This is a genomic window from Anaerotaenia torta, assembly GCF_050433395.1.
Taxonomy (GTDB): domain Bacteria; phylum Bacillota; class Clostridia; order Lachnospirales; family Lachnospiraceae; genus Mobilitalea; species Mobilitalea torta.
On record NZ_JBNPXH010000003.1, the window covers coordinates 1 to 25060 of the forward strand.

At 48.4% G+C, this 25060-nt stretch carries 20 protein-coding genes and 1 tRNA gene; 19 read left to right on the plus strand and 2 right to left on the minus strand.

Going from position 1 to position 25060, the window contains the following annotated elements; all coding sequences use genetic code 11:
- Nucleotides 1-96 precede the first annotated feature (96 nt).
- The 7 genes from HNQ56_RS06150 (at nt 97) to HNQ56_RS06180 (ending at nt 10906) form a co-directional block, all read left to right on the plus strand.
- Entirely contained in the window at nt 97-1449 is a 1353-nt protein-coding gene (locus tag HNQ56_RS06150; protein ID WP_429143839.1) for a carbohydrate ABC transporter permease, read from the plus strand.
- Between the two features lie 3 nt (nt 1450-1452).
- A complete protein-coding gene (locus tag HNQ56_RS06155) occupies nt 1453-2325 on the plus strand; it encodes a sugar ABC transporter permease (RefSeq protein ID WP_429143841.1) in 873 nt (290 codons plus the stop codon).
- Between the two features lie 34 nt (nt 2326-2359).
- A complete protein-coding gene (locus HNQ56_RS06160; RefSeq protein WP_429143843.1) occupies nt 2360-3682 on the plus strand; it encodes an alpha-amylase family glycosyl hydrolase in 1323 nt (440 codons plus the stop codon).
- 163 nt (nt 3683-3845) lie between these two features.
- Nucleotides 3846-6164, plus strand: a complete 2319-nt coding sequence (locus HNQ56_RS06165; protein WP_429143845.1) for a glycoside hydrolase family 31 protein — start codon at nt 3846-3848, stop codon at nt 6162-6164.
- A gap of 12 nt (nt 6165-6176) precedes the next feature.
- Nucleotides 6177-7991: an alpha-glycosidase gene (locus HNQ56_RS06170; protein WP_429143846.1), complete on the plus strand. Its 1815-nt coding sequence runs from the start codon at nt 6177-6179 to the stop codon at nt 7989-7991.
- A gap of 21 nt (nt 7992-8012) precedes the next feature.
- A complete protein-coding gene (gene malQ / locus HNQ56_RS06175; protein WP_429143848.1) occupies nt 8013-9542 on the plus strand; it encodes a 4-alpha-glucanotransferase in 1530 nt (509 codons plus the stop codon).
- Nucleotides 9543-9556: 14 nt separating this feature from the next.
- The gene (locus HNQ56_RS06180) at nt 9557-10906 is read left to right on the plus strand and encodes an alpha-amylase family glycosyl hydrolase (protein WP_429143849.1); all 1350 of its coding nucleotides are present in this window, start codon (nt 9557-9559) and stop codon (nt 10904-10906) included.
- A 96-nt stretch (nt 10907-11002) separates the two neighbouring features.
- Here HNQ56_RS06180 and HNQ56_RS06185 read toward each other — a convergent pair whose 3' ends face one another.
- The gene (locus tag HNQ56_RS06185) at nt 11003-11365 is read right to left on the minus strand and encodes a DUF4180 domain-containing protein (RefSeq protein WP_429143851.1); all 363 of its coding nucleotides are present in this window, start codon (nt 11363-11365) and stop codon (nt 11003-11005) included.
- A 274-nt stretch (nt 11366-11639) separates the two neighbouring features.
- Here HNQ56_RS06185 and HNQ56_RS06190 point away from each other — a divergent pair.
- The 12 genes from HNQ56_RS06190 to groL all read left to right on the plus strand — a co-directional run bounded on the left by HNQ56_RS06190 (nt 11640) and on the right by groL (nt 23628).
- Nucleotides 11640-11714 (plus strand) — tRNA-Pro (locus HNQ56_RS06190).
- Between the two features lie 119 nt (nt 11715-11833).
- A complete protein-coding gene (locus tag HNQ56_RS06195) occupies nt 11834-12718 on the plus strand; it encodes a DUF1848 domain-containing protein (RefSeq protein WP_429143853.1) in 885 nt (294 codons plus the stop codon).
- Nucleotides 12719-13071: 353 nt separating this feature from the next.
- On the plus strand, nt 13072-14127 hold the full coding sequence (locus HNQ56_RS06200; protein ID WP_429144444.1) for a methionine ABC transporter ATP-binding protein: 1056 nt from the start codon (nt 13072-13074) through the stop codon (nt 14125-14127).
- A gap of 1 nt (nt 14128) precedes the next feature.
- Nucleotides 14129-14788 (plus strand): methionine ABC transporter permease, encoded by a 660-nt coding sequence (locus HNQ56_RS06205; protein WP_429143855.1) that lies wholly within the window; start codon nt 14129-14131, stop codon nt 14786-14788.
- A 95-nt stretch (nt 14789-14883) separates the two neighbouring features.
- On the plus strand, nt 14884-15696 hold the full coding sequence (locus HNQ56_RS06210; protein ID WP_429143857.1) for a MetQ/NlpA family ABC transporter substrate-binding protein: 813 nt from the start codon (nt 14884-14886) through the stop codon (nt 15694-15696).
- Between the two features lie 186 nt (nt 15697-15882).
- Nucleotides 15883-17004: a DUF3810 domain-containing protein gene (locus HNQ56_RS06215; protein ID WP_429143859.1), complete on the plus strand. Its 1122-nt coding sequence runs from the start codon at nt 15883-15885 to the stop codon at nt 17002-17004.
- Nucleotides 17005-17343: 339 nt separating this feature from the next.
- On the plus strand, nt 17344-17748 hold the full coding sequence (locus HNQ56_RS06220; protein WP_429143860.1) for a hypothetical protein: 405 nt from the start codon (nt 17344-17346) through the stop codon (nt 17746-17748).
- A gap of 261 nt (nt 17749-18009) precedes the next feature.
- Complete coding sequence (locus tag HNQ56_RS06225) at nt 18010-19713, plus strand: glutamine--tRNA ligase/YqeY domain fusion protein (protein WP_429143862.1); 1704 nt, start codon at nt 18010-18012, stop codon at nt 19711-19713.
- A 30-nt stretch (nt 19714-19743) separates the two neighbouring features.
- Nucleotides 19744-20580, plus strand: coding sequence for a DUF2225 domain-containing protein (locus tag HNQ56_RS06230; RefSeq protein ID WP_429143863.1), 837 nt, complete (start codon nt 19744-19746; stop codon nt 20578-20580).
- A gap of 22 nt (nt 20581-20602) precedes the next feature.
- Nucleotides 20603-21331 (plus strand): DUF6062 family protein, encoded by a 729-nt coding sequence (locus HNQ56_RS06235; protein ID WP_429143865.1) that lies wholly within the window; start codon nt 20603-20605, stop codon nt 21329-21331.
- A gap of 351 nt (nt 21332-21682) precedes the next feature.
- Complete coding sequence (locus tag HNQ56_RS06240; RefSeq protein WP_429143866.1) at nt 21683-21970, plus strand: co-chaperone GroES; 288 nt, start codon at nt 21683-21685, stop codon at nt 21968-21970.
- Between the two features lie 35 nt (nt 21971-22005).
- Entirely contained in the window at nt 22006-23628 is a 1623-nt protein-coding gene (gene groL / locus HNQ56_RS06245; RefSeq protein ID WP_429143868.1) for a chaperonin GroEL, read from the plus strand.
- Between the two features lie 161 nt (nt 23629-23789).
- Here the strand turns inward: groL and HNQ56_RS06250 are convergent, their stop codons facing one another.
- Nucleotides 23790-25046: a hypothetical protein gene (locus HNQ56_RS06250; RefSeq protein WP_429143869.1), complete on the minus strand. Its 1257-nt coding sequence runs from the start codon at nt 25044-25046 to the stop codon at nt 23790-23792.
- Between the last annotated feature and the right edge of the window lie 14 nt (nt 25047-25060).

Here is a 25060-nt window from a genome sequence, read left to right on the forward strand (position 1 = left end):
TTATACCAAAACCAGACGGTTTCATGCTATTTTTATGCCAGTTATTATTGAATTTTCAAGGTGCATAGGCACTTATTCAAGTGCGAAGTTTGAGTTATGAATAAAAAAAAGACATCCAAATGGTGGCAAAAGCTTATTGGTCAGAGAATGACCTCCTCCGGCTGGCTCTCTTTCTTCCTGTTTGGCTTGGGCCAGATGAAGAATAAACAGAAGGGGAAGGCCTTGTTCTTCTTTGCCTTTCAGTTTGTATATGTAGCGGTGGAGGTGCTCACCAGCTCCCTGGTATCCCCGGGAATTCCGGGACAGCCGGATTACTGGGGCTATGGCTTCTTCCGAAGAGGTATCCATGGTTTTATCACATTGGGAGAGACCACCGGCGGAAGGTTCCGGGATAATTCTCCCATCATGATGATCGAGGGCATTATCGTCTTCTTCCTGCTCTTTATTCTTGCGGTAATCTGGCTGATGAACATCCGGGACGCCAACAATACCTGTATCAGATACCGGGAGACGGGAGAGCGGCAGACCTCGAAGGAGTTCTACAAGGAGGTGTTTGAGACCGGTTTTGCTTATGTGGTCAGTGCGCCTGCTTTGATTTTAATGATGTTTGTCTCCATTCTTCCGATTATATTTTCGTTTTTAACAGCATTTACCAACTATGACGCTTACCACAATCCCCCTGCGGATTTAATTGACTGGGTTGGATTTTCCAACTTTGCGAAGATACTGCAGCTTCCCGGATGGAGAAGCACCTTTCTGGGAGTTGCGAGCTGGACCGTTATCTGGGCCATTCTTTCCACCTTCACCACCTTCTTCGGCGGTCTGCTGGTAGCGGTGGTGATTAACAACAAGAGAGTAGTATTTAAGAAGATCTGGCGTACGATTTTAATTCTGCCCTGGGCAATCCCCAGCATGGTGTCCCTGCTGGTGTTCCGGAATTTCCTGAACCAGACCTACGGTCCTTTGAACCGGATGCTGCAGATGAACATTCCCTGGCTGAACGACGCCACTATTGCGAAAATAACCTTGGTAATCATTAACTTCTGGCTTGGTGTTCCTTATTTTATGATGCTTATGACCGGAATTTTAACAAGTTTTGATAAGACCCTGTATGAGGCTGCAAAGGTGGACGGGGCAAACAGCAGCCAGAGCTTCTGGAAAATCACCTTCCCGATTCTGCTGTCCCAGACCATGCCGCTGCTGATCATGTCCTTTGCCGGTAATTTTAATAATTTCGGCGTCGTATTCTTCCTCAGCGGAGGAGGGCCGAGAAATATAGCCTACGAATACGCGAATCATACGGATATTTTAATTACCTGGATTTACAACATGACCAGAGATTTCAAGATGTATAACATGGCTTCCGTTATGTCCATTCTGATCTTCCTTTTGATCGGAAGCATATCTACCTGGAACTTTTTACGAAGCGATGCATTTAAGGAGGATTAATGAATGATGGAGAGACCGCGTAAGAAAAATACCCTGTCTGTGGCAGACCGCATCAAAGATATCCTGGCCTATATCGGGATCTATGCCCTGTTGATTATCCTGGCAATATCCATACTGTACCCGGTGATCTGGATTGTAGGCTCGTCCTTCAACCCCGGCTCCTCCCTGGCATCGGCAACCGCTATTCCCAAGCATCCGACTCTGAATAATTTCATCCGTCTGCTGACGAAGACAGATTACAAGCTCTGGTATCTGAACACTCTGTCGGTGGCGGTGGTCAATATGATCGTATCCGTACTCCTGGTGGGGACCATGGGATATGTGTTCGCCCGTCTGAAATTTGCAGGGAAGAGGATTGGCCTGCTGGCGATATTGATTCTGCAGATGTTCCCTACTTTTATGGGAATGATCGCGATTTATGTATTCTTTCTGAATTTTGGTCTGCTGAACCAGCCTCTGGCGCTGGTGCTGATCTATTCGGCAGGCCAGATTCCTTACAACACCTGGCTGATTAAGGGATATTTGAAAAATGTATCCATCTCCCTGGATGAGGCGGCCCAGATTGACGGAGCTACCAAGCTGCAGATTTACACGAAGATTGTACTGCCCATTATGTTTCCGATTCTGACCTTTGTGGCTATCACGCAGTTTATGGCGCCCTGGTTTGACTATATCCTGCCCAGCTTCCTGATTTCTTCCAGTAAGAAAAAGACCCTGGCGGTAGGGCTGTATGAGATGATTAACACTGAGACCAATACGAATTTCACCATGTTTGCGGCGGGCGCAGTGTTGGTGGCGGTTCCCATTGCCATCCTTTATCTGTTCCTGCAGCGGTACTTGATTGAAGGACTCAGCGCCGGCGCGAATAAGGAATAGCCGGCTGAGGCAGCGAGAAAGGTAAGGTTCCAATATGGCAAAAAACACGAAGAAATCATTGAGAAATAAGATAATCTATTCGGTTTATGTCCGAAATCACGGCAAAAACGGGAAGTTTACCGATGTGCTGGAGGATCTTCCCCGGATTAAGGAGCTGGGAACGGACATTATCTGGTTCCTCCCGATCCATCCTATCGGAGACCTGAATAAAAAAGGGATGGGCTGCCCCTATTCCATCCAGGATTATACTGGGGTGAATCCGGAGTACGGAACGCTGGAAGAGTTCAAGGAGCTGATCGATGCGATTCACGGTCTGGATATGCAGGTGATGATCGATGTGGTATATAATCATACCTCCCATGATGCCGTATATGTGAAGGAGCACCCGGAGTATTATTACCGCAGGGACGGCAGGTTTGCCAACCGGATTGCAGACTGGTCGGATATCATTGATCTGGACTATGACAACCGGGAGCTGTGGGAGCCTCAGATAAAAGCGCTGCAGATGTGGACGGAGCTGGGAGTGGACGGCTTCCGCTGTGACGTTGCTCCCATCGTGCCCATGGAATTCTGGAAGGAAGCAAGGCAGGCACTGGAGAAGCTTAATCCGGAGGTGATCCTTCTGGCGGAGACGGTTCATCCGGGCTTCATTGAGCATGTGAGAAGCCGGGGCTTTTCCATGGCTTCGGACAGCGAGGTATACGGGGTTTTTGATATCTGCTATGACTATGATACCCATGGAGAGCTGCTGCAATATTTTCAGGGAAAGCTTCCGTTGGAAAAGGTGTTGGAAAGAAAACGGCAGCAGGAGGTAATTTATCCTGAGAATTATGTTAAGCTGAGATACCTGGAGAATCATGACAACCCCAGGGCGGCGGCTTTGATCCCCAATGAGGGGATGCTGCGGATGTGGACCGCATTTATGTATTTTGAGAAGGGCGCGGTGCTGATTTATGCAGGGCAGGAAGCAAAGAACCGGAAGCTGCCCTCGTTGTTCGGCGTGGATCCGGTAGATTGGGAGGGGTTGGAGGAGGACTTTGTCTCTTTCCTTATACGTCTGGGAGAATTGAAGAAGGATGAGATCTTTGCCCAGGGCGTCTATAAAATCCACCCCATGCCGGCAGACCAGGTGATCTATGGAAGCTATATCCGAGACCGGGAGATGCTCCTGGGAATCTTTAATGTAGGACTAAAGGCGGGGGAGATTGATCTTACGGTGGAGAATGAGAATTATACCGTAATCAATGAAATTCCCGACGGCATTTATAAAAATATCATTGACGGGCAGCCGGTAGAGCTTAAAGGCCGGAGACTCCGACTCCGGCAGGAACCGATACTGCTGAGAATCAAACTTTAAATACGGATGGAACCTACTCACAGCGCAGAAGAGATAACGACATCGGAAAGGACGAATCTTGAGTAAGACAGATCAATTAAAAATCACCCCCCAATGTGCACCGGAAAATATTGTGCAGGGTGATTGCTACCGATTTACAATATTGACGCCATGCCTGATTCGCATGGAGTATAATGAGGCAGGTATATTTGAGGACCGTGCGACACAGACCGTGCTTCACAGGGACTTTGAACCCCGGAACTTCCAGGTGATTGACGGGGAGGAGGGTCTCCAGCTCCTGACCGAGGCAGTCCATATCCTGTATGATAAGAAGAAGTTCTCCCGTAACGGGCTGACCGTAAAGCTGAGAGGAAACTTCACGGTATATCACAGTGTTTGGAATTACTCGGAACCGGCGCAGAATCTGGGAGGGACGGCAAGGACGCTGGATGGAGCGGATGGACCCATTGAACTGGAGCCGGGGCTTTTATCCAGAAATGGCTTCTCCATTCTGGATGACAGCAAATCCCTTCTAATCCGGGAGGACGGATGGCCGGAGCCGAGGGAGGAAGGCATTATCGATTTGTACTTCTTTGGTTACGGGCGGGATTACCGGAGCTGTTTGAAGGATTATTACCGTCTGACCGGGGCCACCCCGATGCTTCCCAGGTATGCCCTGGGGAACTGGTGGAGCAGATTCTACCGTTATACCGAAGAGAGCTACAAGGCTCTGGTAGAACGCTTTGAAGCAGAGCAGATTCCGTTTACGGTTGCCGTAATGGATATGGACTGGCATCTGACCAGCCTTGATCCACAATATGGCAGCGGCTGGACCGGGTATACCTGGAATAGGGAGCTATTTCCTGATCCCCCGGGCTTTATGAGCTGGCTTCATGAGAAGGGGATGCGGATTACCCTGAACGTTCATCCTGCGGATGGGGTTCGGCCCCATGAAGAAATGTACGAGGAGATGGCCGGGGAGCTGGGGGTAAATAAGGAATCGCGGACAGCGCTGCCCATTCCCTTTGATTTGACGGATCAGGAGTTCCTCAAGGCTTATTTTAAATATCTGCATCACCCCAATGAGCGGGCGGGAGTGGACTTCTGGTGGATTGACTGGCAGCAGGGGAGCAGCTCCAGGATGGAGGGAATGGACCCTCTTTGGATGTTGAATCATTTTCATTTCCTGGATCAGTCAGAGAGCGGAAAGCGTGCTCTGATCCTGTCCAGGTATGCGGGGCCGGGCAGCCATCGTTACCCCATCGGATTTTCGGGAGATTCCGTAATATCCTGGGAGACCTTAAGGTTCCAGCCCTATTTTACGGCCACGGCCTCCAATATCGGTTTTGGCTGGTGGAGCCATGATATCGGCGGGCATATGAATGGAATCAGGGACGATGAGCTGGCGGCCAGATGGTTGCAGTTTGGTGTGTTCTCCCCCATTATGCGCCTGCATAGCTCGGGAAGTCTTTTCAACGGGAAGGAGCCCTGGCGCTATAACCGGGTCGTCCATGAGATTATGAGGAATTTTCTAAGGTTGAGGCATCGGCTGCTTCCCTATCTCTACACCATGAACTACCGGTGCAGCGTAGAAGGAGAGCCCCTGATCCAGCCCATGTATTATCAATACCCGGAGAGTGCCCAGGCGTACGAGGCGGGGAATCAATATTATTTCGGCACGGAGCTGATTGTGGTGCCGGTGACGGAAGCCATGGACCGGTCTCTTAACCTGGCACCGGTGAAGGTGTGGCTCCCGGGGGGAATCTATATCGATTTCTTTTGCGGCAGGATCTATGAGGGAGGAAGGTGTCTTGAGATGTACCGAAGCCTGGCCGGCCTTCCGGTTTTGGCCAGGGCCGGAGGCATTGTTCCCATGAGGGCCGGGGAGGAGACGGGTAATGACATAAGCAATCCCGAACGGCTGGATATCCGGATCTTTGGAGGGGAGGACGGAAGGTTCTGCCTGTACGAGGATGACGGAGAGAGTCTGGAATATGAAGACGGAGCCTGGGTAAAGACCAATATGGCGCTTAATTGGAGGAAGGGATACTGCTTCCGTATTGAAGCAGCCCAGGGCAGAACGGAACTGATACCGGATCACCGATATTACCGGTTAAGCTTTTCCGGTTTCCGGGATTGCCGGGAGATTATGGTTACCTCGGGAGGGAAAGCGATAAAGTTTGAACAAGAATATGATACCGGCAGGAATTCCATTGAACTTATTCTGGACAAGGTACGGACAGACCGGGAGCTGCTGGTTCAGTTCGGTAACAGACCGCAGCTGGCGGATAACCGGATCGAGGAGGAGCTGCTGTCCTTCCTGGATCAGGCTCAGATTGAATTCCAGCTGAAGGAGAGAATCTATGGGCTGGTGAGAGCGAATTTGAAGCAGAGCCATGCAGACGCTGCCAAAATCATTACAGAGCTTCATACCTTGGGACTGAACCGGAATTTATTCGGAGTACTATGTGAGATTTTATTAGTTGGTGCTGTAAAGCAGTAATAGGAGGAGAGAATGGAACAGTCAGCAGTATTTCATAAAGGCAGCAGCAGTTACGCATATGCGTATAACAGGGAAATCGTTCATATCAAGCTGCAGACCAAGAAGGATGATGTACAAGCGGCGGAGCTGCTCTGGGGCGATCCCTATGATTATCGGGAACGCAAAGGAGAAGGGAAAGAGACGGTTTGGGACTGGCACGGGAAACGTGTGAGAATGGAGAAGGTTGGCGACGACGGTATTCATGATTTTTGGTTTGCACAGGTCCGGCCGGAATGGAAGAGAATGCGTTATGCCTTCTGTTTGAAAAGCGGCGGGCAGGAGTATCTGTACGGGGAGCAGAGGTTTTGCCGGCTTACTTCGGATACGGACCCGGAGCTGTTCCGGCCGCTGAACTTTTTCTGCTTTCCCTATATTAATCAGGCGGATGTCTTCCGGGCACCGGACTGGGTGAAGGATACGGTCTGGTATCAGATCTTTCCGGAACGCTTTGCCAACGGGGACAGGAGCAATGATCCGGAGGATAAGAAGGCATGGGAGGAGGACCGGCCCACTCCCTGGGATTATTACGGCGGAGACCTTCAGGGAGTGATGGATCACCTGGATTATTTGCAGGAATTAGGGGTGAACGGTATTTATTTTACCCCAATCTTCCAGTCCCGCTCCAACCACAAATACGATACCATTGATTATCTGGCGGTTGACCCTCATTTTGGCAGTCAGGAGACTCTGGTAAAATTGGTGGAGGAGGCTCATGCACGGGGAATCCGGATTATGCTGGATATTGTGTTCAACCACAGCGGTTTTTATTTTCAACCGTTCCAGGATGTGGTAGAATATGGACAGGATTCCAGCTATAAAGACTGGTTTCATATTCATGGATATCCGGTCTATGACAGCTCCATCGATCTGTACTCCTCGAAGGTGCTTAATTTTGAGAGCTTTGCCTTTACACCCAGTATGCCCAAGCTGAATACGGAGAATCCCCAGACAAGGGAATATCTGCTGGATGTGATCCGTTATTGGAGTGATATTGCCCCCATTGATGCCTGGAGGCTGGATGTGGCCAGCGAGGTGGATCATGCCTTCTGGCGTGAATTCCGCAAGGTGGTCAAGGAGAAGAATCCCCAGGCCTATATCATCGGTGAGGTATGGCATGATGCCAATCCCTGGCTGGCGGGAGACCAGTTTGATGCGGTGATGAATTACCCGTTGCGGGATGCGGCGACAGATTTCTTTGCCAAGGAGCTGTGCGGGGCCGAGGATTTTGCCAGAAGGGTAAATCACGTAAATTTCCAGTATCCGAGGCAGGTGAATGCGGCCATGTATAATCTGCTGGACAGCCATGATACAGCCAGATTCTTAAATCAGGCAGGCGAGAGGAAGGAAAGGCTGAAGCTGGCCTATGTATTCATGATGACCCATACCGGAGCTCCTTCCGTCTACTATGGCAATGAGGTGGGGATGACCGGGGGGCAGGACCCGGATTGCCGCAGACCGATGATCTGGGAGCCGGAGAAGCAGGACAGGGAGCTGTTGGAGTTTATGAAGAAGCTTCTGGGCATTCGGAGGAAACACAGCATTCTTAGGGACGAAGGAGAGCTGCGGTTTATTCCGGCGGGGAATCCGGATATTCTTCTATATCAGAGATTTACCGGGAACGAGGTTTATTCTGTACTGATGAACCGTTCTGATGAAAGAAACAGCCTGGAGCTGCCGGAGGATATGAGGAATCAATCCTGCCTGGATCTGTGGCAGGAGGAAGAGCTTTGCCTGAAGGATGCGCTGGAGCTTGAACCCTATGGATATTATATTCTAAAGCATAAATGACATGAGTTGGGAGGTTTTTTAGTGGAAAGAAAATCGGTTGAAAGCCTTGCCCATTCGGGCAGGAGGGGTGGCATTCTGGTGCATCCGACATCTTTTCCGGGGCCTTATGGGATCGGAGATCTGGGGCCCAGTGCCTATGAGTTTATTGATTTTCTGGCGGAAGCAGGCCAGACCCTATGGCAGGTGCTGCCCCTTGGGCCTACCGGGTATGGGGATTCGCCGTATCAATCCTTTTCTTCCTTTGCAGGGCAGCCGCTGATTATCAGCCCGGAGCTTCTGGGAGAGATGGGCCTTCTGACAAAGCAGGAGAGAAAGCCTGAGAAATGGGACCCGGAGAAGGTTGATTTCGGACAGGTAATTCCTTATAAGCGGAAGCTGCTTCAGACGGCCTACCGGCGGTTTGAAGAGAAAGAGGATGGGGCCATAGCGGAGGAATTTGAGGAATTTTGCCGGAGGCAGAAGGAATGGCTGGAGGATTATGCCCTGTTTATGGCGGTGAAGGATACCCAGGGAGGGGTTATGTGGTGCCAATGGGACCGGGAGATTGCTTTTCCCTCGGAGGAGGTCCGGCAGAGCTGGCGCCGCCGTTTGGAGCGGAAGGTACGTTATTATTCCTTTGTACAGTTCCTCTTTTTCAAGCAGTGGTTCCGGCTGAAAGAGTACGCCAACAGCAAGGGGATTTCTATTATTGGAGATATTCCCATCTTTACCGCCTTTGACAGTGCGGATGTATGGGGGAATAAGGAGCTCTTCTATCTGGACGAGGAGGGGTATCCCCTGGTTGTGGCAGGGGTTCCGCCGGATTATTTTTCAGAAACAGGCCAGTTATGGGGGAATCCCCTGTATAACTGGGAGGTCCATAAGGAGCAGAAGTTCAGCTGGTGGGTGAAACGGGTAAGGGCCGCCCTGGAGATGGTGGATTTGCTGAGAATTGATCATTTCAGAGGCTTTGAGGCCTATTATGCGATTCCCTACGGAGCAGAGACTGCGATTCACGGAGAGTGGCGTAAGGGACCATATAAGGATTTATTCTATGCCTTGCAGGAGGAATTGGGCGAGGAGCTTCCCATTATTGCGGAGGATCTTGGTGTGATTACCCCGGAGGTGGTGGAGCTGAGAGATCATTTCCGCCTTCCCGGAATGAAGATTCTGCAGTTTGCCTTTGATAATACGGAGGAAAATCTGTTCCTGCCCCATAATTATGTGCCGGGAAGTGTCTGTTATACCGGTACCCATGATAATGATACTACCCTGGGCTGGTATCTGCAGGCGGATCGGAGATGCCAGGAGAAGGTGAAGCAGTATATGAATACGGAGGGACAGGAGATTGCCTGGGACTTTATCCGTACCTGCTACGGATCCGTATCCCGGATGGCAATCGTTCCCTTACAGGATGTGATGGGGCTTAATAGTGCTGCCCGGATGAACACTCCCGGAACGACAAGGAATAACTGGCAGTGGCGTTATACGCCGGAGATGCTGGATCGCGGGCTGGCAGAGAAACTGTATAAGATCAGTTTGCTTTATGGAAGAACAGCCGGGAAGGGATAAGAGGAGGGCGGTATATGCGTAAATTCATTACGAAATGTATTTCAACGATACTGCTCCTGTCCATACTGGCCGGCTGCGGCGCAGGCGCAGACAAGGGCGGAGTGAAGGTGCCGGAATGGTCCGAGAATGCCACTATGTATGAGGTCAATATCCGGCAATATACCAAGGAAGGAACCTTTAAGGCTTTTGAAGAGCACCTGCCGAGGCTGCAGGAAATGGGTGTGAAGATTCTATGGTTTATGCCCATTCATCCTATTTCCAGGGAGAAGCGGCTGGGCAGCCTGGGCTCCTATTATTCCATTGCCGATTATCAGGAGGTTAATCCTGAGTTCGGTACAAAGGAGGATTTTAAGCATCTGGTGGAGCGCTGCCATGAGATGGGCTTTAAGGTGCTTATGGATTGGGTGGCCAACCACACGGGCTGGGATAATGCCTGGGTGAGGGAGCATCCGGACTGGTATACGAAGGATTCCAGCGGGAAGATTGTCTACCCGGAGACCTGGGAGGATGTTGCGGATCTGAATTTTGACAATAAGGACATGCGGCAGGCGATGCTGAAGGCGATGACCTATTGGGTGAAGGAGTTCGATGTGGATGGCTTCCGGTGCGATTATGCCGGGGGTGTGCCTGTGGATTTCTGGGAGACGGCCCGGACGAAGCTGGAGAAGATCAAACCGGTTTATATGCTGGCGGAGGATGATAAAGCAACGGCGCTTTTAATAAATGCTTTTAATTCCAACTACGGCTGGAGCTTCTTCCATGATCTGAACAGTGTGGCGAGAGGAAGCAAGAAGGCCGGAGGTCTGACCCTGTATTTTAAGAATAAGGTGAAGAACTACCCCAAAGGGACCTATCCTCTTCATTTTATTGATAATCATGATGAGAATTCCTGGAACGGAACGGTGGAGGAGAGGATCGGAGATGCCCAGCAGGCGATGCTGGCGCTGATCTTCACTGTCCCGGGTATGCCCCTGGTTTATTCCGGGCAGGAGGTGAACCTGGATCACCGGCTGGAGTTTTTTGAGAAGGATGAGATCCAATGGGAGGGCTTTGAGAACGAAGAGCTGCTTACCAGGTTGATTCATCTGAAGCTGGAGCATCCGGCTCTGTGGAACGGCAATGCGGGAGGAGAGATTCGGTTTTTGGATTCCTCCACCGAGAGGGTACTGGTGTACCGGCGGCAGAAGGAGGAGGATCAGATTCTGGTGATACTAAATCTGTCTGACCGGAGTGCGGATGTAAAATTCACGCTGGAGCAGGATTTTGCAGGGCAGGAGCTGATGACCTCACAGAAGCAGGAGCTGAAAGCGGGAGAGAACAGCATGAGTCTGGAGCCCTGGGAGTTTATTGTACTGAGCAAATAACGATGAACGGCAGGCGAAGGATAATTAGAAGGCGGAAAGCCCCGGAGCCATATGGCTAATGGCTCCGGGGTTTTCGTTCACTAATGCAGCGTCTCGTTATTTTGCGGCTTCCAGCTTTGCAACCGCCTCTTCCAGTGTCGAAACAAAGAAGAAATGATTGCCCCGGTTGCTTTCGTAAATAAAATCCTTGAGCGGCTTGCTGGTATAGCCGGAATAGTCACCGACAATTGCCATTTTCACATGATAGGTTACAAACTTCTGAAGAACCTCTCCGGCGAGACCGCTGCTCAATACAAAGAATTCATCTGCAAAACAGCCTTTATCTAAAACAAGCCTGCTGCAATTCGTTTCGTAATTTGCAGACATGATGAAATCAAGTGCTGATTGCACATCGTTTATTTTTTCGGATATCTCTACATAAGCTATGTTTTTCTCCTGACCTAAAATCGTGTGTTTCATAAAATTTTCTCCCTGCTTGTCTGATTATGGATATTGGATAAAATCCAATGGCTTTATTATAATCATTCCGCAGGGTTTTATCAATACTTGAAATAGAAAGCTTCCATCAGCTTCCATCCGGCTGTTTCAGACGGGAGTTTCTCTCAATCAAAATAAAAAAATGGCTGGTAAAAAGAGGATAAAAAGAATTTTGCAAAAAGTAATTCTTTATGTTGACAAACGAATAGGATCATAATATAATATCATTGTTGTCCTCAAGGGCATAAATAAATATCGAGGCGTGGCTCAGCTTGGCTAGAGCGCTGCGTTAGGGACGCAGAGGTCGCAAGTTCAAATCTTGTCGCCTCGATTTTATAACCTCTGAATTTTCAGGGGTTTTTTGTTTTGTGTTGCATTTCGTGCTGCATATTTCCGCTGAGCCCCCGCAACAATTATAACTATATTATCTTTAAAAGGAAGGTAAGAGATATGATACTTTCGGCATCAAGAAGAACGGATCTGCCGTGCTATTATTCGCAGTGGCTGATGAACCGGCTGGAGGAAGGCTATGCCTTATACCGGAATCCCATGAATCATGCCCAGATTTGCAAGGTAGATTTGTCACCGGAGAATATAGACTGTATTGTATTCTGGACAAAGGATCCGCTTCCGTTGATGGATAAGCTGGAGCGGTTGGAGGAGATGGGATATTCTTATTATTTTCAATTCACCTTAACGCCCTACGGCAAGGAGATAGAACCCCATCTTAGAGATAAACCGGAGATTGTTTCAACCTTTCAGCAGCTGTCCCGGCGTCTGGGAAGGCACAGGGTGCTCTGGAGATATGATCCTGTCATAATAAATGACCGTATCCCCTTAGAATATCATTATAGGGAATTCGCCAATCTTTGTGAGAGACTCTCCGGATATACGCAGCTTTGCACGATCAGCTTTGTTGACCAATACAGTAAATTGGCCAGGCTGGTGAGGGAGCGTGTAATCAAGACAATAAGCGAGGAACAGATGCGCAGATTAGCCGCAGAGTTTGCCGGAATTGCTGGAAGACATCAGATTGAACTGCGGGCATGCTGCGAAGCGGTGGACTTATCCCCTGAAGGAATCTGCCCCGCCTCCTGCATTGATCAGAATACGATAGAAGGGATTCTTGGGCATCCGCTGAAGGTGAAGAGGGACAAGAGCCAGCGCAGCGGCTGCGGCTGTATTCAAAGCGTGGATATCGGGGCATATAATACTTGCAGAAACGGTTGTATCTATTGCTATGCCAATCATAGCGAAGACTCCATCCTCAGAAATTGCGCCAGGCATGATCCGGCCTCGCCGATGCTCATCGGCAACGAGTCCGTCAAAAATTAAGAAGAATAACAATAAATCATACATAACATATAGGAAATATATAATTTTTTTGAAAAATCATCAAAAATGCATTGACAACTCAAATTCTATCATGTATACTAACCCCATTCCTAGGATATATTTTATAAAACAGAATGGAAACCGAAGCAAGGAGGACGATTATGAGAACATCAATGCGTACTATGTGCAACAATATGTGCGGCATGTGCATGCCGGCGATGACATATTTGCGTGATAGGTAAATGTGATGTTTTCATATGTGCAAAAAGAGATTGCATCTTCTCTTTGAGATAGGATGAATTACAGAACAGGAAGCTTATCATAGCGGTCCTGTTTTTTTGTTAGCATTAAGAATGGTTCGCAAAGCATACCATTCGTTGTTTAAATTGGAGGTGGGGGCTGTGGCATATCAAAAACCGATCGTTCAGCTTGTGGGGCTGGGCAAGGTGTTCCAGAGCAAGAACAGCGAGGTAAAGGCGCTGGAGGATATTAATCTTGCTATATTTGAAGGAGAGATCTTCGGAATCATCGGACTCAGCGGAGCGGGAAAGAGCACACTGGTGCGCTGTATTAATTTTTTGGAGCGTCCTACCAGCGGCCGGGTGATCTTTGACGGGGCCGATCTGGGAAGTCTGCCGAAGAGGGAGCTGCTGAAGGCGAGGCAGTCCATGGGGATGATCTTCCAGCAATTCAATCTGCTGATGCAGAGAACGGCTCTGGAAAATATCTGCTTTCCTTTGGAGCTGGCCGGGGTATCCAAGAAAGATGCCAGGGCCAGAGCAAAGGAGCTGCTGGAGGTGGTGGGACTATCGGAGAAAGCAGGAGCTTATCCGGCCCAGCTGTCCGGCGGTCAAAAGCAAAGGGTAGCCATTGCCAGGGCTCTTGCCACCAATCCCAAGATTCTGCTCTGCGATGAGGCCACCAGCGCCCTGGATCCCACCACCACCCGTTCTATCCTGAGCCTGCTTAAGGAGATCAACCGGAGGCTGAGGATTACCGTAATTGTTATTACCCATGAGATGACTGTAATCGAGGAGATCTGTAACCGGGTGGCGATCATTGATCAGAGCCGGATTGCAGAGGTGGGCGAGGTGGAAGAGGTCTTTGTCCGGCCCCAGTCCGCCATTGCCAGGCAGCTGGTGTTCTCAGGAGAGACCCATATTGACAATTATACCGGAGAAAGGCAGTGCCGTATCATCTTTGACGGCAAGTCCTCTTTTGAACCGGTGATATCCAATATGGTTCTGGAATGTAAGACACCGGTGAACATATTATTTGCAGATACAAAGGATATTGACGGCAAAGCCTTCGGGCAGATGGTAATCCAGCTGCCGGATGATGCATCCGGATATAACAGGATCATTCACTATTTGAAGGCACACCAGATAACCTATGAGGAGGTGAGGTAGCATGTGGAGTCCGGAAGTCATTAATATGCTGGGAATGGGTGTACTGGAGAGCTTGTATATGACCCTGCTCTCTTCCCTGATCGCCTACCTCATCGGTTTACCCATGGGAGTTCTGCTGGTGGTAACGGATAGGGAAGGAATCGCGCCTCTGGTACCGGTGAACAAGGTGCTGGGAGTTGTGGTAAATCTCCTGCGTTCCGTGCCCTTTCTCATTCTGGCGATTACGGTGATGCCCTTTACCAGATTGGTGGTAGGCACTACCATCGGTCCCACTGCCATGGTGGTTCCCCTGATTATCGCCTCGGCCCCGTATATTGCCAGACTGGTGGAATCCTCACTGCAGGAAGTGGATAAGGGTGTTGTGGAGGCGGCGCAGTCCATGGGGGCAACCCCATTCCAGATTATTTGCAAGGTGCTCCTTCCCGAAGCAAGGCCCTCGCTGATTGTCGGAGGTGCCATAGCAGTAACAACTATTCTAAGCTATTCCGCCATGGCGGGTATCTTCGGCGGCGGAGGACTGGGTGACATTGCGATCCGTTACGGCTATTACCGCTATGAGACGGAGATCATGTTCATCACGGTAGCTATCCTGGTTTTAATCGTGCAGGTGCTCCAGGAAGCAGGCTTCAAATGGATGAAGCGTGCCGACAAGAGATTATAGGGATGATGAGAATGCGGAAGCAGGATTAAGAGCGAAATAAAGAATACAAAAATTTGATAAAATATAAAATGAATAAAGACAAGGAGGATTTATCTATGAAAAAAATAATATCTATCTTAGTAGTACTTACCCTGCTTACGGTAGCCGCAACCGGCTGCCAGAAAAAGAATGTGGAGGATAAGATACTGGTTGTCGGTGCCAGCGCCACTCCCCATGCGGAGATACTGGAGAAGGCCAGGCCTGCCCTGGAAGCAGCGGGTTATGAGCTTAAGATCGTTGTATATGCCGATTATGTTCAGCCGAATCTGGCTCTGGAAAGCGGAGAACTGGACGCCAACTACTTCCAGCACCTGCCTTATCTGGAGCAGTCTAATGAGGAGAATAAGACGAATCTGGTATCTGCCGCAATTATTCATTATGAGCCCTACGGTGTATATCCCGGCAAGGTTGCATCCTTTGACGAATTAACCGAGGGAGCGCAGATTTTAGTTCCCAACGATGCCACCAATGAAGCAAGAGCTCTTCTGCTGCTGGAGGCTGAGGGATTGATCGAGCTGAAGGAAGGAATCGGCCTGAAGGCAACCAAGAATGATATTGTTGAGAATCCCAAGAAGCTGGAGATCGTGGAAATCGAAGCTGCCCAGCTTGTCCGCTCCCGGCAGGATGCCGCTATGGCGGTCATCAACGGCAACTATGCGATTGAAGCCGGACTGAATGTATCAAAGGATGCCATCGCTTTCGAGGGCAAGGATTCCATCGCTGCTGAAACCTATGGCAATATCATAGCTGTTCTCAAGGGAAATGAGGACAGAGGGGATATCAAGGCTCTGATTGAAGCCCTGAAAAGCGATGCTGTAAGAGATTTCATCAATGAGACCTATGACTCGGCGGTAGTTCCGAAGTTCTAATCCACAATATATCTTTGGGGTCATCTTTACCCTGAACTGCTACTTTTGTGTATATTTTTTGTACAAATCATAGAAATGGAAATGATTATCTGTGTCGAATTTTATGCAAACTGTTGCAGGAAAGCCGGTTCCATGCTACTATTAATTAGGAATAAAAGAGCATTTGAACAAACGGGGGATGACGGTATGAAGAAGCTTATAATCTATAAGAGAAGCTGGCTGTTGATATTGCTGCCGGTTTCGCTGCTCCTGGTGCAGCTTGCCAAGAAAAGCAGTTTTTTTGCGGAGGAGATCTATGCAAAACATATCTATAAGTGGATTTCTCAGATTGTCTCCAATATTACAGGGGTATTCCCCTTTTCCCTGGGGGAACTGATCGTTGTTCTGCTGCCTTTGGCGGTTCTGGCATTTCTGTCGCGGTTTGTTCTTAAGCTGATTCTGGATAAAGAGCGGCGTAAGGAGATACTGGTAAAAGGGATTCTCAATCTGGGATGTACTCTCAGCGTAATTCTTTTTGCATTCATCCTCCTGGGGGGATTGAATTATTACAGGTATTCCTTCAGTGTTTATTCTAATCTGGAGATAGTGGAATCTACGGTGGAAGAACTGTATGCCCTTACGGAAGGGCTGATGCTGGATGCCAACGGGCTGAGATCACCCAATGCCCAGCAGCCGTTGCTGGAAGATGAGGAGGGGGTATTCCGCCTGAGTATGAATCACCGGGAGCTTGGCAGGGAGGCAGAGAAGGCCTTTGAGCAGCTGGCCGGGGATTATCCCGTTTTGGGCGGGAGATATGGGGCCCCAAAGTCTGTTCTGCTCTCGAGGATGATGTCAATGACGGAGATAACGGGAATGTTCTTTCCATTTACCATGGAGGCGAATGTTAATGTGGATGTGCCGGATTACTCCATTCCCGTGACTATGCTCCATGAGCTGGCTCATCTGCGGGGATTTATGCGGGAGGACGAGGCGAATTATATCGCTTATCTGGCAGGAATGAAATCGGAGCATGCGGATCTGAAATACAGCGCCACCATGCTGGCTCTGATCACATCGGGAAATGCGCTGTATGACCAGAGTCCGGAGCTTTACTTTGAAATAAGCGGCCAATACAACGAAGGGGTTGTGAAGGATCTGAGAGCAAACTCCAGATACTGGCAGCAGTATGAGGATACCGTAGTGAGCACGGTATCCAGCAAGATTAATGACACCTACCTCAAGGTCAATGCTCAGGCCGATGGAGTGAAGAGCTACGGAAGAATGCTGGATCTGCTGCTGGCCAGATACCGCAGGGAGCAGCAGGATTGAGCTGTGTGAGACATATCTATAATCACATCTAAAACGCCGATTGCAAGGAGACAACTTTGCATTGGCGTTTTTTTGAAGACATATCCCTTTTTCTTCATAGTATGATAACTCCTTTCGTGATTCTGCTCCTATTTTTTATTTTACTACGCTATCATATTATAATAAGGATTTGTGATAAAATACTTTTTCTCTATTTATTATACCGATTTCCTCTGATATAGATAATAGTATCATATGGCTATATAAGAACCCATAAACTGCAAGACCATAAAAAATAATTATGGAATTGAAAATTTTCGCGGCTTATACGCCGCTATAATAGCAAGAGGAGGTGATTTGATGCCGGACCCGGACATCGTTTCTCGGTTTGATGATATCTACAGCTCCACAAGTAAAACGGTGTTGGCGTTTATTACCTCGAAGTGTAAGTACACTGCAGACATCAGCGATATTTTTCAAGATACTTATATGGAGTTGTATCAAGTATTGAGCAAGCGCGGAGCGGAATATGTGACAAACGACAAGGCTTTTGAATTGCGGCTGGCAAAGCAGAAACTGGCTCGGTATTACACGTTGTTAGAACGGTTACAGATTTTTATTTCAATGACTGCAGCGAATGAGGAGGAAGAAGAAGTTGAGTTATACGATTTAGAGGCGGACGCTTTCTTAATGGAGGATTTCACAATCAACAAATCATGCTTGAATCCGCCCGGCAGTATATCCAACAGAAGCCGGAAAGCGTAAAAAAGTATTTTATCCCTTCTATTACGTCGGCTTATCATTCCGATAACGGCAGGTATAGGATTTACGCTAAGAAGGGGATATCAATGTATAAATTTCCATAAGCCGGGGCAAAGATAGGAGGCAACCCATTATTTGATGAATTTTAGTACTTTTAAGTTAAGATTAATTGTGGTATTATATAACATATCTATATATGGCATTATAATAAGAAACAGAATTCATCATGATCAGGGATGACAACTATTAACCGGGAGGTTTTTCATGGAAGATAAAGACAGACTAGCGGGAATGGAGCCGGAGACAGCGGAGAAAGAGACGGTTTCCAAGAATTTTATTGAGATGATTATCGATAAGGATCTGGAGGAGGGAAGGGTAAAGCAGATTGCCACCAGATTTCCGCCGGAGCCTAACGGTTATCTTCATATCGGACATGCCAAGTCCATTCTTTTAAATTATGGCCTGGCTAAGAAGTACGGCGGGAAGTTCAATCTTCGTTTTGACGACACCAATCCCACCAAGGAAAAGACAGAGTATGTAGACTCCATCATCGAGGATGTAAAATGGGTTGGAGGTGATTTTGAGGATCGCCTGTTCTTTGCTTCAGATTACTTCCAGCAGATGTACGAGGCGGCAGTTAAGCTCATTAAGAAGGGAAAGGCTTTCGTATGTGATCTTACGGCGGAAGAGATCCGGGAATACCGGGGAACTCTGACGGAGCCGGGGAAGAACAGCCCGTACCGCGACCGCAGCATCGAAGAGAATCTGAGACTTTTTGAGGATATGAAGGAGGGCAGGCTGCCGGACGGCTCCAAGGTCCTGCGGGCCAAGATCGATATGGCATCTCCCAACATCAATATGAGAGATCCGGTCATCTACCGCGTGGCCAGGGTGTCCCACCACAATACGGGAGATCAGTGGTGCATTTATCCCATGTATGATTTTGCCCATCCCATTGAGGATGCCATCGAAGGAATTACCCACTCCATCTGTACTCTGGAATTCGAGGATCACCGTCCTCTTTATGACTGGGTGGTGAGAGAGCTGGAATATGAATGCCCGCCGAAGCAGATTGAATTTGCCAAGATGTATCTGACCAATGTGATCACCGGCAAGCGCTACATCAAGAAGCTGGTGGAGGAAGGAATTGTGGACGGTTGGGATGACCCGCGCCTGGTGTCCATCAGTGCACTGAGAAGAAGGGGCTTCACACCGGAATCCATTCAGATGTTCATGGAGCTGTGCGGTGTGTCCAAGAGCCAGAGCTCTGTGGATTATGCTATGCTGGAGTACTGCATCCGGGAGGATCTGAAGTTGAAGAGACCCAGAATCATGGCGGTGCTGGATCCCATCAAGCTGATCATTACCAATTACCCCGAAGGACAGATAGAATATCTGGAGGCGCCCAACAATCAGGAAAATGAAGAAATGGGCGTCAGACAGCTGCCTTTTGGGAGGGAACTGTATATTGAGCGGGAGGACTTTATGATAGAGCCTCCTAAGAAATATTTCCGCCTCTATCCGGGCAATGAAGTCCGTCTGATGAATGCCTACTTTGTAACCTGTCAGGATTATGTTACGGATGAGAACGGCAGAGTGACGGAGGTACATTGTACCTATGATCCGGAGACAAGGAGCGGCTCCGGTTTTACCGGACGGAAGGTAAAGGGAACAATTCACTGGGTTGCCGCAGAGACAGCGATCAAAGCGGAGGTTCGCCTCTATGAGAATTTGGTCGATGAAGAAAAGGGTGTATATAATGAGGATGGAAGTCTGAATTTGAATCCCAATTCCCTTACTATATTAAAGGAATGCTATGTGGAGCCAGGGATTGCCGCTGCGAAGGCCCCGGAGAGCTTCCAGTTCCTGAGACAGGGCTTTTTCTGCCTGGACAGTAAGGATTCAACACCGGAAGCGCCGGTCTTTAACCGGATTGTGTCGCTTAAGAGTTCCTATAAACCGGAGTAATGGATTGAAAAGAAGAAGGAGGATATAACATTGGAAAATTTATTTTCAGGCTTGGAGGCTTTTGGTCTGAAGAATTTGTCTGAAATGGACATTTATGACGAAAAGGAAAAGGACGCGGGGGACAAGTCCGCAGAAGATGATAAGCCGTCGTTTTCAGAGGAGGATGCCATTTTTGACAAATCCTTTGTGTGTCCGGTGTGTGATAAGGAATTTAAATCTAAGATGGTGAAGTCGGGGAAGGTGAAGCTGGCCAATTTGGATTCTGATTTAAGGCCCATATACCAGTTTATGGATCCCCTCAAATATGATGCAGTTGTATGCCCTCACTGCGGCTTTGCGGCTTTGAACCGTTTCTTTAAATATGTAACCAATGCCCAGGCCACTCTGATTAAGACAAATATCTCCGCTAATTTCAAGGGGATTAAGGAGAATAACAGCGTATTCACCTATGATGATGCCATGATACGGCATAAGCTGGCTCTGGTGAATTCCATCGTGAAGAAGGCGAAGACCTCGGAACGGGCTTATACCTGTCTTAAGATAGCCTGGCTGCTCAGGGGAAAGGCGGAGGCGCTGCCGAAGAACACGCCTGATTATCAGAAGCAGCTGGAGGAAATGGAAAAAGAAGAACGGGATTTTATTGAGAAGGCTTATATAGGATTTGAAGAAGCTTTTAGTAAGGAGAACTTCCCCATGTGCGGCATGGATGAGGTTACTATGTCCCTGCTTATGGCGGAGCTGGGCAGAAAGACAGGAAAGATTACGGAGTCCAGCCGATGGATATCCAAGGTTTTAACCTCCAGGAATGCCAACGAGCGGATTAAACAAAAGGCAAGGGATATCAAGGCGCTGTTAAGAGAGGAATAATCGATAAAGGCGGGAGAAGGCATTGAAGGAAAAATTATATACAATACCGGTAAATGAGGCGTTTGATTCAGATACGGAATGTCCGCTTTGCTCCATGCGCAAGACGCTGGAGGTAAATGCGGTGGATTTTACCATGGGCCCTAGCTATATGGAGGATGATATCCGGGAGGCTACTTCACGCCTGGGCTTTTGTGAAAAGCATCTGGAGCTGCTGCATAAGAATCAGAACCGGCTTGGGCTGGCGCTGATTCTGAAGACCCATATGGATAAGCTGATCAAGGATACAGAAAAGCTGTCGGGTTCGGGACCCAGACCGGCGGCCCCCTCCTTGTTCCGCAAGAGGAGCGGAACGCCGGGAGTGGTGGGATATCTCAATGAACTGGAGCAGAACTGCTTTGTATGTGAGAAGATTGACAATACCTTTGACCGCTATGTAGCCACTATTTTTCATCTCTATCATACGGAGAAAGCCTTCCGTGACAAATTCAAGGCATCGAAGGGCTTTTGCACGGGGCATTATAAGGTACTGTATTCTGCCGCACCCCAGCATCTCAGCGGAGAAGAGCTGGAGGATTTCCTGCGGCAGCTGAATTCCCTCTATCTTGAGAATATGAAGCGTGTCCGGGATGATCTGGAGTGGTTTATCAACAAATTTGATTACCGCTATGCGGATGAGCCCTGGAAGAACGCAAAGGACTCCCTGCCAAGGGCCATGCAGAAGACGAACAGTATTTATTACAATAATAAGTAAGATCTATGTTTATGGTATATCGTTCCTGTTTATGAATATACTAATTAATGTGAATATGGCTGGCAGAAGCCTGCGAGCCTTTTAAGAAGTTCAGGGGGGTGTTAACCCCCTTTTCTTAAAGCCAATTGCCGGTAAGGAAATCGGCTCTGGAAAACAGAAAAATTAAAAAAAATGAGATATAGAGAGTAAAATAAAGAATAAGTGAGAAATTATTAAATTTGCTGAAGTATCGTCATAGAAAGGAAGTTGCATATTAAAGGCAAATTTACTAATATATAAATCAGATTAGCACTCAACAACACAGAGTGCTAATAATCACTAAAAGTTAAAGTTTGAAGGAGGAATTAGCAAATGAAACTTGTACCATTAGGAGATAAGGTAGTATTAAAGCAGCTGGTGGCAGAAGAGACCACAAAATCCGGTATTGTATTGCCCGGCCAGGCAAAGGAAAAGCCTCAGCAGGCTCAGGTAATCGCCGTAGGACCCGGCGGAATGGTGGATGGAAAAGAAGTAACGATGCAGGTTAAGGTTGGCGATAAGGTTATCTATTCAAAATATGCCGGAACAGAAGTGAAGCTTGAGGATGAGGAATTCATCATCGTGAAGCAGAACGACATTGTTGCAGTGGTGGAAGACTAAGAACATAGAAGACGAAGAGAAGGAGAGATATTACCATGGCAAAGGAAATTAAATACGGCGCAGAAGCCAGAGCCGCCCTTGAGGTTGGTGCGAATAAATTAGCAGATACAGTAAAGGTTACCCTTGGACCGAAGGGAAGAAATGTTGTTCTTGACAAATCCTTTGGTGCACCCCTGATCACCAACGACGGTGTTACCATTGCAAAGGAAATTGAATTGGAAGATCCCTTTGAGAATATGGGAGCGCAGCTGGTAAAGGAAGTAGCGACCAAGACCAACGATGTGGCAGGTGACGGTACCACCACGGCTACGGTTCTTGCACAGGCAATGATTTCAGAAGGGATTAAGAATCTGGCAGCAGGTGCTAACCCCATTATCTTAAGAAGAGGCATGAAGAAGGCTACCGAGATTGCTGTTGATTCTATTTTAAAGATGAGCTCCACCTTAAAGGGCAAGGAACAGATTGCAAGAGTTGCCGCTATCTCCGCAGGGGATGACGAAGTAGGCCAGTTAGTTGCCGATGCGATGGAGAAGGTATCCAATGACGGTGTTATCACCATCGAAGAATCCAAGACCATGAAGACAGAGCTGGATCTGGTAGAGGGTATGCAGTTTGACCGCGGCTATGTATCCGCATATATGTGTACCGATATGGATAAGATGGAAGCCAACCTGGACAATCCTTACATCCTGATTACTGATAAGAAGATCTCCAATATTCAGGAAATCCTTCCGGTTCTGGAGCAGATCGTTCAGACCGGCGCAAGATTACTGATTATCGCCGAGGATGTGGAAGGCGAAGCCCTTACCACCCTGGTTCTCAATAAATTAAGAGGAACCTTCACGGCAGTGGCTGTTAAGGCTCCCGGCTATGGTGACAGAAGAAAGGCTATGCTCCAGGATATCGCCGTATTGACCGGCGGTACCGTAATCTCCGATGAGCTGGGTCTTGATCTGAAGGAAACCACTCTGGAGCAGTTAGGCCGCGCCAAGAGTGTGAAGGTTCAGAAGGAAAATACCATTATTGTTGACGGAGAAGGAGATAAGAACGAGATCAGCCAGAGAATCAGCCAGATCAAGGCTCAGATCGAGGAAACCACTTCCGAATTCGATAAAGAGAAGTTACAGGAAAGACTTGCTAAGCTGGCAGGCGGTGTGGCAGTAATCCGTGTTGGTGCGGCTACTGAGACCGAGATGAAGGAGAATAAGCTCCGTATGGAAGATGCTCTTGCAGCTACCAGAGCGGCAGTGGAGGAAGGTATTGTTGCAGGCGGCGGCTCCGCTTATATCCATGCTTCCAAGGATGTTGCGGAATTTGCAAAGACTCTGCACGGCGATGAGAAGACCGGTGCCAATATTATATTAAAAGCTCTTGAGGCTCCCGTATACAGCATCGTATACAATGCAGGTCTGGAAGGTGCCGTTGTAATCAGCAAGATTAAGGAAAGCAAGCAGGGCGTTGGCTTCAACGTATTGACGGAAGAATATGTGGATATGGTAGAGGCTGGAATCCTGGATCCTACCAAGGTTACCAGAAGCGCTCTCCAGAATGCTACCAGTGTAGCGTCCACCTTATTGACAACGGAGTCCGTAGTTGCCAATATCAAATCCAATGAGCCTGCAATGCCTGCAGGCGGCGGCGGAATGGGTATGATGTAAGCCGAAGGCCCCAAAATGGAAGGAATGCCATATATGAGTATAAATCAATAGATTCTTGTATCTTTCCTATGAAGGAGAGGTGCTAAAAATGAGCCGGCATTATTTTATGAGAGGTGATATCAATCATATTATAATGTCGGCTTTCTTTGTTAAGAAGGAGCTTATTTCAAAAGCTCCTTCACTTGTTTTACTTCACTTTTTGTACATTCTTCATCGCTGTATCTTGCTTTTTCATAATAGGAAGTCAGTAATTCTCTCTTTTTCCGCTCATCCTCTGATGCAGACGGGGACAGCTTCGTTTTGCCCAGGGCATACTCGGACAGCTGGGAGGGGGTCATACTGACCGCCAGCTTTTTCTCGCCCTTAGTATTGGCAGAAACTGCCTGTGCGAAGGATTTACGGATGATCTGATTGTTGGAACGCCCGAAGAGCCAGCGCCGGGCAGTCTTTTTCTCCCGTTTTGCACGATCTCTTTTGATATAAGGCGATATAAATTCTACCTCATCCTTTGCAACGCCTCCCTCGCTCTTCAGATAGAAGTACCGGTACAACCGGTAGAGGGAATAGAGCAGCAGAGCGACAATGCCGGCCGCCGCAAGAACCAGAACGATTCGCTGAAGGATCTCGGCAATCAGCTCCATAATGGGCGAGGACTCGGCCGGCGGCAGACCGAAGTCATCCGGGACTTCCGGCTTTGTCTCCGGTTTCGGCGGAGGAGCTTCCTCCGCCTCGGAAAAGCGAATTAGGGACAGGAGAAACCGCAGAAGCTCCTTGAGCATCGTCCCCGTATAGGAGAGGACAGATCCCAGGGGGAACCGGGAGAACAGCAGCATGGCTGCAAGAAACAGACCGCAAAGAAAGGCCATTAAGACATGGTTTGAATTCCGGATCTGCTGAAAGGGCATATTACGGATATCCTCATGGTTGCGGGCAAACTGGCTGAGGTTCATCAGGTAATTGCGCAGAACATTGAGAAGGATGAACACAATGGTAAATGCAAAGCAGAGCGGCTGAAGCCTCGGCATCTTCGCCAGATGGCATAAGAGATACAAGACCGGGAATACGGCAGCAGTCTGCATCAGGATACGCTCCTGACCGGGCTTTTTTTGCCGGAGATAAAAGGAGGAGCCTGTCAGCCAGACCAGATACGCGGTATTGAGGATCAGAAGGAATGGGTGGCGGGAGGTAATACCGTAAAGAGCCAGCAAAGCCGCATGCAGCAGCAGGAAGGACCAGATATGCTTTGTGTGTCTGTTAATGGCATAGGAGAGAAAAGGCGCCGGAAGCAGAAACAGAGCGTAAAGGACAGCATCCTCAATGAACAAATAGAGTATCACTGTAATAAACAGATAGGCAATCATAAAATGCATTAAAATACGAAGCAGATCAATGATCAGCTGTTGACGCTTAAAATTCATAATACCCTCCTCTT